This window comes from Vibrio sp. 10N.222.49.C12, assembly GCF_041475025.1.
Lineage (GTDB): Bacteria > Pseudomonadota > Gammaproteobacteria > Enterobacterales > Vibrionaceae > Vibrio > Vibrio crassostreae_C.
Window position 1 is genome coordinate 25885 of record NZ_JBFRVF010000036.1, and the last position, 9891, is coordinate 35775.

9 protein-coding genes and 1 riboswitch are annotated in these 9891 nt (G+C 45.5%); of the genes, 1 reads left to right on the forward strand and 8 read right to left on the reverse strand.

Annotated features, from left to right (window positions below):
• Positions 1-94: 94 nt before the first annotated feature.
• The gene (locus AB4583_RS12855; protein WP_372117578.1) at positions 95-1885 is read left to right on the forward strand and encodes an aminopeptidase P family protein; all 1791 of its coding nucleotides are present in this window, start codon (positions 95-97) and stop codon (positions 1883-1885) included.
• A 121-nt stretch (positions 1886-2006) separates the two neighbouring features.
• Here the strand turns inward: AB4583_RS12855 and thiH are convergent, their stop codons facing one another.
• The 8 genes from thiH to AB4583_RS12895 form a co-directional block, all read right to left on the reverse strand.
• Positions 2007-3119: a 2-iminoacetate synthase ThiH gene (gene thiH / locus AB4583_RS12860; RefSeq protein WP_017061318.1), complete on the reverse strand. Its 1113-nt coding sequence runs from the start codon at positions 3117-3119 to the stop codon at positions 2007-2009.
• Positions 3120-3126: 7 nt separating this feature from the next.
• Positions 3127-3891 carry a thiazole synthase gene (locus AB4583_RS12865; protein WP_017067772.1) on the reverse strand — a complete coding sequence of 255 codons (765 nt, stop codon included), beginning with the start codon at positions 3889-3891 and terminating at the stop codon, positions 3127-3129.
• Positions 3892-3893: 2 nt separating this feature from the next.
• The gene (thiS, locus tag AB4583_RS12870; protein WP_048610390.1) at positions 3894-4103 is read right to left on the reverse strand and encodes a sulfur carrier protein ThiS; all 210 of its coding nucleotides are present in this window, start codon (positions 4101-4103) and stop codon (positions 3894-3896) included.
• Positions 4100-4882 (reverse strand): ThiF family adenylyltransferase, encoded by a 783-nt coding sequence (locus tag AB4583_RS12875; RefSeq protein WP_372052318.1) that lies wholly within the window; start codon positions 4880-4882, stop codon positions 4100-4102. The genes thiS and AB4583_RS12875 overlap by 4 nt, the downstream gene beginning before the upstream one ends.
• Positions 4872-6164 (reverse strand): thiamine phosphate synthase, encoded by a 1293-nt coding sequence (locus AB4583_RS12880; RefSeq protein ID WP_017069599.1) that lies wholly within the window; start codon positions 6162-6164, stop codon positions 4872-4874. Before AB4583_RS12880 ends, AB4583_RS12875 begins: the two co-directional genes overlap by 11 nt.
• Complete coding sequence (gene thiC / locus AB4583_RS12885; protein ID WP_372117583.1) at positions 6164-8113, reverse strand: phosphomethylpyrimidine synthase ThiC; 1950 nt, start codon at positions 8111-8113, stop codon at positions 6164-6166. Before thiC ends, AB4583_RS12880 begins: the two co-directional genes overlap by 1 nt.
• 129 nt (positions 8114-8242) lie before the next feature.
• Positions 8243-8341, reverse strand: a riboswitch (TPP riboswitch).
• A gap of 62 nt (positions 8342-8403) precedes the next feature.
• Positions 8404-8787 carry a fluoride efflux transporter CrcB gene (gene crcB / locus AB4583_RS12890; protein ID WP_004736665.1) on the reverse strand — a complete coding sequence of 128 codons (384 nt, stop codon included), beginning with the start codon at positions 8785-8787 and terminating at the stop codon, positions 8404-8406.
• A gap of 100 nt (positions 8788-8887) precedes the next feature.
• Positions 8888-9891: multicopper oxidase family protein (locus tag AB4583_RS12895; protein WP_372117585.1), on the reverse strand; the 1004-nt coding region annotated here is incomplete at its 5' end.

The following is a 9891-nucleotide window of genomic DNA, read 5'->3' on the forward strand; positions in this document are numbered from 1 at the left end:
AACAAAAGCGCTAGCTTATTGACCTAATAAGTCCCCTCGCATGTATATCGACTGTGAGTGTTAACAAGGACCCTAACAATAAGGATAAACACAGATGCACAATATCACTGCTGAACGCGTTGCTGCGGTTCGAGCTTGGCTTGAAACAAACAACCTAGATGCCGTTATCATTCCACATGAAGACGAATATCTAGGTGAATACGTTCCTGCTCATAACGAGCGACTTCACTGGTTAACAGGTTTCACTGGCTCTGCTGGTGCGGCAGTTATCACTCGTGAGAACGCTGCTATTTTTGTTGATGGTCGCTACACGGTTCAGGTTCGTAAGCAGGTACCAGCAGAGTTATTTGAGTATCGCCACCTTATTGAAGAGCCGGCTTTAGATTGGATCACCAGTTCTCTAGCACAAGGCGGCAAGGTTGCATTCGACCCACGCATGCACACTGCTGCTTGGTTGAAAGGCGCTCAAGCTAAACTGGCAGAGAAAGTTGAACTAACAACACTATCTTCGAATCCAATTGATGAGCTTTGGTCTGATCGTCCTGAGCCGGTGGTATCTGATGTTCGCTTAATGGCAACAGACGCAGTAGGCCAATCAAGTGAAAGCAAACGTGCGGAGATTGCTGGCTTACTAAAAGCCAAAGGTGCTGATGCCGCTATCCTTACGGAACTCGATTCGATCTGTTGGTTGCTTAACATTCGCGGCTTGGACGTATCTCGCCTACCTGTTGTGTTATCCAATGCGATCATCCACGCCGATGAAAGCGTCGACTTCTTCCTAGACCCAGCTCGTATTCCTACGGGCTTTGAAGCACACGTTGGCAATGGTATTCGCGTATCTCACCCATCAGAGCTTGAAGCACGCCTTCAATCTTTGGAAGGCAAAAATGTATCTGTCGATTCAGGTACCAGTAACGCTTGGTACACGCTGGTTCTACAAAACTCTGGTGCTCATATCATTGAAGCAGCAGACCCATGCTTAATGCCAAAAGCCGCTAAGAACGCAACTGAAATTGCCGGCATGAAAGCGTGTCACATTCGTGATGGTGTTGCGATGGCGAAGTTCCTATCTTGGATTGATGCAGAAGTCACGCAAGGTAATCTGCACAATGAAGCTGTGCTAGCAGACAAAGTTCAATCATTCCGCGAACAAGACCCAACGCTGATGGACCTAAGTTTTGACACGATTTCAGCAGCAGGCGGCAACGCAGCAATGTGTCACTACAACCACGAGAACCAACCTGAACCAGGTCAGTTAGAGATGAATACTCTTTACCTAGTCGATTCAGGCGGTCAGTACCTAGATGGTACAACCGACATCACTCGAACTATCGCGATTGGCCAGCCAAGCGACGAAATGATCCAGCAGTTCACGTTAGCGCTTAAAGGTCACATCGGTATCGCGCGTGCACGTTTCCCACAGGGTACTCGTGGTTTCCAACTTGATATTCTAGCTCGCCAACACTTATGGGCAGAAGGCTTCGACTACGACCACGGTACTGGTCACGGTGTTGGTCATTTCCTAAGTGTTCATGAAGGTCCGCAAAGCATCTCTAAGAAGCTAATCGATGTACCTCTTGTTGAAGGCATGGTGTTATCAAACGAGCCGGGTTACTACCGTGCAGATGAATTTGGTATCCGTATCGAAAACCTAGAACTGGTGGTTGAGCTGCCAACTCAAGGTGACTTCTCAGTACTAACGTTTGAGTCGCTAACACGTTGCCCTATCGATAAGCGCAACATCAACGTCGATTTACTGACACGACCTGAACTTGCATGGCTTAATGATTACCACCAGAAAGTATGGAACGATGTTAGCCCATTAGTTGAAGGTGATACATTGGAATGGTTACGCCAATCAACCACTCCACTTGCTCATGCTTAATGCTTAATGCTTAGCTAATTCAAACTTAATGAAATGAAAAACGGCCACCTTAGGGTAGCCGTTTTTATTTGTCGATTTAACTTCGTCGATGTTTCACGTGGAACATAAATCTGCGTGTTCGCTAACCAGAGTAAGCACTGTGCCAGTCTCTCCACACAGGATCAAAACCACGTTGACGAATCATTGACTCAACATCGGCAGCACTTCGCTCATCACTTATTTCAAATTGCTCGAGTTCTTCTTCATCAGAAGCATAACCACCAGGCTGGGTTTTAGACGCAGCCGACATACTGGTGATTCCCAATGGCAACACATTGTCACGGAAAGCTGCAGACTCACGAGTCGAGAGAGACAATTCAACCTCAGGGTTTAATAAACGATACGCACAGATAAGTTGAACCAACTGTTTATCACTCATAATCGATTTAGGCTGCAAACCACCCTCACAAGGACGAAGACGTGGGAATGAAATCGAGTAACGTGTTTGCCAATAAGTACGCTCAAGATAGTCTAAGTGAGCGGCCACGAAGAAACAGTCGGTACGCCAATCTTCCAAGCCAATCAAAGCGCCAATACCTATCTTATCAATACCCGCTTTTGCCAAACGATCGGGCGTTTCGAGCCGGTATTCAAAATCCATTTTATTGCCACGCAAGTGGTGTTCCGCGTAGGTACTTGGGCTATACGTTTCTTGGTAAACCATCACCGCATCTAAGCCGAGAGTTTTAAGCTCTGCGTAGTCATCTTGATCAAGCGGCTGCACTTCCATCGCAAGATAGTTAAATTGTGCCTTAATATTCGGTAGCACTTCACGGAAGTACTTCATCCCGACCTTGGTTTCATGTTCACCAGTCACCAACAATACACTATCAAACTTCATCTTTTTGATAGCGGCACTTTCAGCATCGATTTCATCTAAAGTAAGTGTGCGACGCTTAATGCGGTTCTCCATTGAGAAACCACAATACGTGCACGCATTCGCACATAAGTTTGAGAGGTACAATGGAATATACAACGACATTGTATTGCCGAATCGCTTGCGTGTGAGTGCCAACGATTGTTGCGCCATCTGCTCTAAGTAAGGTTCTGCTGCCGGAGAGATAAGAGCCTTAAAGTCTTCCAAGTCGCGTTTAGGTTTACTCAGAGCGCGCTCAACATCCGCTGCCGTTTTACTGAAGATGGACATACCAATGTCATCCCAGTTGAGCTGTTTAAATCGATCAACAAACGTCATAAGGACACTACTCGTCTAGGAATGAAGTTAGCGGACTAGAAGCAACCGCATGAGACACCTGTCCAGCAAGACCAGAAAGGTAAGCCATACGGCCAGCTTCAACTGCCAGTTTAAAAGCAATCGCCATATCAACGGGTTGTTGAGAAGCCGCAATTGCAGTATTAACTAACACGGCATCCGCGCCCATTTCCATTGCACGAGCAGCATGAGATGGCGCACCAATACCAGCGTCAACAATCACAGGGACGTTCGCTTGGTCGATAATGATCTCTAAGAAGTCTGCCGAAGCGATACCTTTGTTCGACCCAATCGGCGCACCTAGCGGCATAACCGCAGCACAACCCACCTCTTCCAATCGTTTACACAACACTGGGTCAGCATGACAGTAAGGCAACACAACAAAGCCATCTTTAACCAGTTGCTCAGCCGCTTTTAATGTCTCAATTGGGTCTGGCATCAAGTACTTTGGATCAGGGTGAATTTCCAGTTTGAGCCAGTTTGTGCCTAGCGCTTCGCGAGCCAAATGCGCAGCAAAGATGGCATCCTTCGCGTTCTTCGCCCCGGAGGTATTTGGTAACAAGTTCACGCCAGCATCAATGATGGGCTGTAAAATATCATCTTGCTCAGAGCGAATATCAACTCTCTTCAACGCCATGGTTGCCAGTTGAGAACCGGAAGCTTCGATAGCACTCGCCATTAAATGTTTATTCGCGAACTTGCCCGTTCCAGTAAAGAGTCGTGATTGAAATGTTTTATCTGCGATAGTTAACATAGTTAGCCTCCTGCAATAGCTTGGAAAAGAGAAATAGCATCGCCTTCATTGACAACCGTTTGTTGCCACTGACTACGCGGGACAACCGCATTATTGATAGCAAAGACACAGCCCAGATCGGGTAATGAAAGCGCTTGGATGATATCCGCTAGAGACGACGATTGTGCAACCTGTTCTGGTTGCTCATTGATAGAGATCGTTATGTTGCTCATTGGGTTTCTTCTTCTAAATAGTTAACTGTAGATGTGCAGCAAACGGGGCATTCACTATCTTGAGTGACACTTAAGTTTTGCCAGTTCATCGTCTGACCATCAAACAGTTTGAGCTGATGTGTTGCAACTTGGAACTCGCCAGTGCTAATACGTTGAATCGCAGCCAGTGCTTGGAGGTTGCCTATGGTGCCAACGACTGGGCCTATGATGCCGCTATCGCTACAACGTGTCGTTTGCGGATGGTGACTGAACGGGAATAAACAGTGATAGCACCCTTTCTGATTCTGATAATCAAATACAATAAACTGGCCTTTCCAACCGATTGCAGATCCAGAAATCAAAGGTGTATTGCTGCCGAAACACACTTGGTTAACCTGCTGGCGTGACGCAAAGTTGTCAGTACAATCCAACACCAAATCAGCGAGCATCACTTCAAGTTCAAGCTGACTGTCACTCATTCGCTGATTGATGGTTCTAACTTGACTGCGACTATTGAGCTCAGTCAGTTGTTGCTTCATAGCTTCGACTTTAGGCGAACCTAACTGACTTTCTTTGAACGCGACTTGTCGTTGCAGGTTAGACGAATCCACACAGTCATCATCAACCAACACGATCTTTCCGACACCCGAAGCCGCAAGGTAAAGAGCGGCAGCATTGCCTAAGCCACCACAACCAATCACTAACACATGGCTGTTTAATAGATTTCGTTGCCCTTGCTCACCGACTTCAGGTAACGCAATTTGTCGTTGATAACGAATAAACTCAAAATCACTCAGCATAGCTAGGCTCCTGCACAACCTCTTTACCAACATTTGAAGGTTTAGGCTTCATCAATTTTTCAAAAAACTCGATCACCTTTTTGGGGTCTTCCGCTAATGTAATCGCACGAACAACCGCCAAACTCGACACCCCACAATCCCACACCTGCTCAGCTGTCGATTGGTCAATACCACCAATAGCGACCGTCGGATAACCGATGAGTTGTTCTGTGTATGGGATAGTATCAATCAGCTGTTGATACAGAGATAAACGAACTAGACCCTGAGGCTTTGATGGCATCTGTTTAGTTGTTGTTGGGAAGATGTGGCCCAGCGCAATATAGCTTGGGTTGATCTGAACAATGCGTAGCAACTCGTAATAGCCATGAGTCGATAACCCAATCTTTATACCCGCAAAGCTCAACTGTGAGAGATTTGATTCTTCAATATCCTCTTGCCCCAAATGAACACCAAAAGCGTCATGCTTGAGTGCAAGCTGCCAGTAATCATTGATAAAAACTTGAGCGTTATACTCACGACCAAGATCGATAGATCGTGCGACTTGTTGTTCTAAATCCGCTTGCTGTGGGTTCTTAATACGTAGTTGGACAGTGTTGATTCCAAGCTTGAGCAATCTTTCGATCCACTCAACATCATCAACTACTGGGTATAAACCGAGGCTACTCTTACTCAACTCAGGAAAAGAAAGTGATGTCCCTTGGTTAGCCCAACCTACGCTTATGTCCAATCGTTGATCTTCAAGAGCTGGAATTGGAAAGTTTTGGTAATGTGCTGGCCATGTTCCACGTGAAACATTGGACGCTGCGCGAGCTAAAACTAGTGCGTCTTCTAATGGGAATTCCAGCGCCAACAAAGTAAGTAACCAAGCAAAGTGGCCGCGATTATCTAACTCCTGATGAGCTGTTGTGTCACTCTTGATAGCACGATTAGCATCCAGGTGTGACCAGATATCCAGTACAGCTGAATCATCTGAAACACCGATATAAATGGTATTCGGAGTTTGTGTAAAGGCATCACAAACGTCAGCTAGCGCGACTGAATTGCTGTAATCAACAACATGGTTCAGTTCTGCTAGCTGACACACCGTCAATGAATCAAGATCATGAGCGAAGCCAATAGATAACGCCTGCTGAGAATCAACGATAGAGAAGTATTGAGTTGGGCTTACACCCAACTCAACCGCATCACTTGCTAAGCCTTGTCGCTTAGCAACCAATAGACAGTTCTGCACCTCTCCCGTTAACTCAATATTTTGAGATGGGATGAGAATCTTCACTGTCATTATTCCTCTAATTGAGCTTCTTTTGCACCGACTGCAGGGTGGTAAAGTTCAGAGCCAGTATCACGGAACTCTTGTGATTTTTGACGCATCCCTTCCAACGGGTTATCTAGCATCTTAATCTCGATAGCCTGATCCGCGGCTACTTGTTCGGTGTCTTTCGCATACTCTCGAACTTCTTGAGAAATCTTCATCGAGCAGAATTTAGGTCCACACATTGAGCAGAAGTGAGCAACCTTGCCCGACTCTTGTGGCAGAGTTTCATCATGGAAAGAGCGCGCGGTTTCAGGATCTAAAGCTAGATTAAATTGGTCTTCCCAACGGAATTCAAAACGTGCCTTTGATAATGCATTATCTCGGATTTGTGCGCCCGGGTGCCCTTTAGCGAGGTCCGCTGCGTGTGCTGCTAGCTTGTAAGTAATCAAGCCAGTCTTCACATCTTCTTTATTTGGTAAGCCTAGGTGCTCTTTAGGGGTTACATAACAGAGCATCGCACAGCCGTACCAACCAATCATGGCCGCGCCAATACCAGAGGTAATATGGTCGTAACCAGGGGCAATATCTGTCGTCAATGGGCCTAAAGTATAGAAAGGCGCTTCATGGCAGTGCTCTAACTGCTCGTCCATATTCTCTTTAATCAGGTGCATTGGTACATGTCCAGGGCCTTCAATGATCACCTGAACGTCATATTCCCAAGCCACTTTAGTCAACTCACCTAGAGTACGTAACTCCGAGAATTGAGCCTCATCATTGGCATCCGCAATTGAGCCCGGGCGTAAACCGTCACCTAATGACAGAGCAACATCGTACTTCGCACAGATCTCACAGATCTCGCGGAAGTGGGTATAAAGGAAGCTTTCTTGATGATGAGCAAGACACCATTTCGCGATAATAGAACCACCACGAGAAACAATGCCAGTCACACGCTTAGCCGTCATCGGAACGTAGCGAAGCAACAAGCCAGCATGAATAGTGAAGTAATCAACACCCTGCTCTGCTTGTTCAATCAAGGTATCGCGCATCACTTCCCAGTTAAGGTCTTCGGCAACGCCATTCACTTTTTCAAGCGCTTGATACATAGGAACCGTACCAATTGGTACTGGGCTATTACGTAGGATCCATTCGCGAGTCTCGTGAATATTACGACCAGTAGAAAGGTCCATCACGGTATCGCCACCCCAGCGAGTCGACCATACTAGCTTCTCAACTTCTTCTTCAATCGAAGAACTTACTGAAGAGTTACCGATATTGGCGTTCACTTTCACTAAGAAGTTTCGACCAATAATCATCGGTTCTGATTCTGGGTGGTTAATGTTTGAAGGGATAATAGCTCGACCTTCAGCAACCTCTTTACGTACGAATTCAGGGGTGATCTCTTTCGGTAGGTTTGCGCCAAAATTATGGCCAGGGTGTTGATGGTTAAGCTGCTCATCAGCGAACTTCTGACGTCCCATGTTCTCACGTATGGCAATGTACTCCATTTCAGGTGTGATAATACCCTGACGAGCATAGTGCAGCTGAGTAACACATTGGTTGTCTGTTGCGCGACGAATTCTAGGCAGGTTACCGTAGCGAAGGTCGTCTAGAGTTTCATCTTCTAAACGTTCTTTGGTGTAAACAGAGCTTACGTCATCTAACAGTTCCGTATCACCACGCTCTTCAATCCATTGCTCTCGCAACTTAGGAAGACCGCTATACAGGTCTATTTGATGTGTAGGGTCTGTGTAAACACCTGAGGTATCGTAAACTTGAATGGGTACATTAGGTTCGAATACAGGCTCTTTTTTGGTGCCACCGACAAGGCTATCTGCGAGTGATATTTCTCGCACAGGGACTTGGATATCTTCTCGAGATCCTTGGATGTAAGCTTTTTTTGAATTTGGATAGGGTTGTACGGATAAAGAATCAATGAAATTCTTCGCTTCCAGTCTTGCTTGTTTACGACTCGACATAGCATTTTTCCTTGGCTTTTAGCCATTATTTATTGGGATAAAAATGCTTGACGGATTAGATGCTACAAGAGGGATCACGGTAAGAAATACAGTTGTGATCTGGAGATAGATCTCTAGAAGGATTCTAGTTAGATATCTACTCTTGTTCCCTTCGCAGGTATTAGCCTGATCAGGTTCAACGGATCCCGAGTTAACGGTCTCAGCCATATGGCACTCCGACAAGTTCGATCGAGTATATAAAAACGGCTTGGATAAACCAAGCCGAGTTGTTAACAAATCGTAAGAAAGTTTTAAGACTTTATCAAAAGTTGGAAGCCGATCCATGCTGCTGAAATACTGAGAACCACGTTGAGCAACACATTAAGCCCCATCTTAAAGAAAGCGCCCTGCTGCATAAGAAGCACGTTATCCATCGAAAACGTAGAAAATGTCGTCAGGGCTCCAAGGAAACCAAGACCGATAATTTGTCTCCACGGCTCCGTCGCAACCATCTCATTTTCAAACGCGGCGATGAGCAATCCCATAATCAAAGAGCCAATTACGTTAACAGTCAGCGTACCGTAAGGAAAACCACGCCCTAACATCACAACGCATAACTCTGAAATCAAGTAACGTGAACAAGCACCAAACGCGCCACCGATGGCGATAAAACCTAGAATAGATAACTGACCCATGAATCCTCCCAAACAATAATCCCTATATTCTAGCTTTAACGCCGATAAAAGCGAGGGTAGAAACTAAGAATGCATGCGCAAATATTAAACGTTACAGGTGTCACTTAACTTCAATATATCCCATCAAACCCGTTTTCATGTGTTCTATAACATGACAATGATACATCCAGCGGCCAGGGTTGTCGGCTACAAATGCAGCTTTAGCTCGGCCATTTTTTCCAAGTAACACTGTATCAGTATGGAAAGGTTCTTCAACTTTCTTCCCATCAAGTTCCAATACAGTGAATGTATGGCCGTGAATGTGAATCGGGTGATGATATTGAGTGACGTTCTTAAGATCGAATATATAGGTTTTTCCCAGCTCTAAAGTCGCCAACGGTTCAGGGATATTATCTTTGCTCATCCCCTCCCATGCTCGTTTATTAGTTAGCCAAAACTTAGGCATAGATTTTCCATCTTTAGATACTGGAGAAACCGCCCCTTCCCATTCAAATAAAAAGTCGATTTCTTCTGCATTAGCCAAATCTAAATTGGGCACAGGATTAAGGGGTAAAGAAGGCAGAGAGCGATTTTCAACAAGGGTTGAATCTACAACCTCGAACTCACACAAAGAGAAAGGAAAGCGTCCTTTCATTTGAAGGACGCTAACTCGCCCACCGGCTTTGGGTGCTATCAGTCCAATATCCACTCGCATCCCTGGACCAATTTTATGTTGCGTCAGCTTATAAGGTGTTTTTACAGGGTTACCATCAATGGCAATCACCCATGCCTCAGCCCCTTCGACAGCTATAGGGTAAGTGATCGTATTGTCGACATTAGCGATACGTAGCCTGGTTGTTGCATGTTGTTTTAACTCATAGACAGGCTCATGTATTCCATTAACGCTACTCCACTCTCCTGGCGTACCCATACGAGCACTGAGTCGTGGGATCATTAGATCTTTCCATTGGCCTTTCTTATCTATATGCCAATGTTTAAGCATCAGTGCGTGCTCTTCATCAAACTGTACTGGAATGCTCTCGTCTACGATAATTAGACCAACCAAGCCCATACCAAGCTGCTTAACGCTGTTCATATGTGGGTGATACCAATTAAAGTAAAAAT

What these genes read in the sequence shown, in the direction of transcription:
- AB4583_RS12880 (WP_017069599.1), bottom strand. Translation starts at nt 6,164, where the DNA reads ATGACAGTGAAGATTCTCATCCCATCTCAAAATATTGAGTTAACGGGA.
- AB4583_RS12865 (WP_017067772.1), bottom strand. Translation starts at nt 3,891, where the DNA reads ATGTTAACTATCGCAGATAAAACATTTCAATCACGACTCTTTACTGGA.
- thiH (WP_017061318.1), bottom strand. Translation starts at nt 3,119, where the DNA reads ATGACGTTTGTTGATCGATTTAAACAGCTCAACTGGGATGACATTGGT.
- thiC (WP_372117583.1), bottom strand. Translation starts at nt 8,113, where the DNA reads ATGTCGAGTCGTAAACAAGCAAGACTGGAAGCGAAGAATTTCATTGAT.
- crcB (WP_004736665.1), bottom strand. Translation starts at nt 8,787, where the DNA reads ATGGGTCAGTTATCTATTCTAGGTTTTATCGCCATCGGTGGCGCGTTT.
- thiS (WP_048610390.1), bottom strand. Translation starts at nt 4,103, where the DNA reads ATGAGCAACATAACGATCTCTATCAATGAGCAACCAGAACAGGTTGCA.
- AB4583_RS12855 (WP_372117578.1), top strand. Translation starts at nt 95, where the DNA reads ATGCACAATATCACTGCTGAACGCGTTGCTGCGGTTCGAGCTTGGCTT.
- AB4583_RS12875 (WP_372052318.1), bottom strand. Translation starts at nt 4,882, where the DNA reads ATGCTGAGTGATTTTGAGTTTATTCGTTATCAACGACAAATTGCGTTA.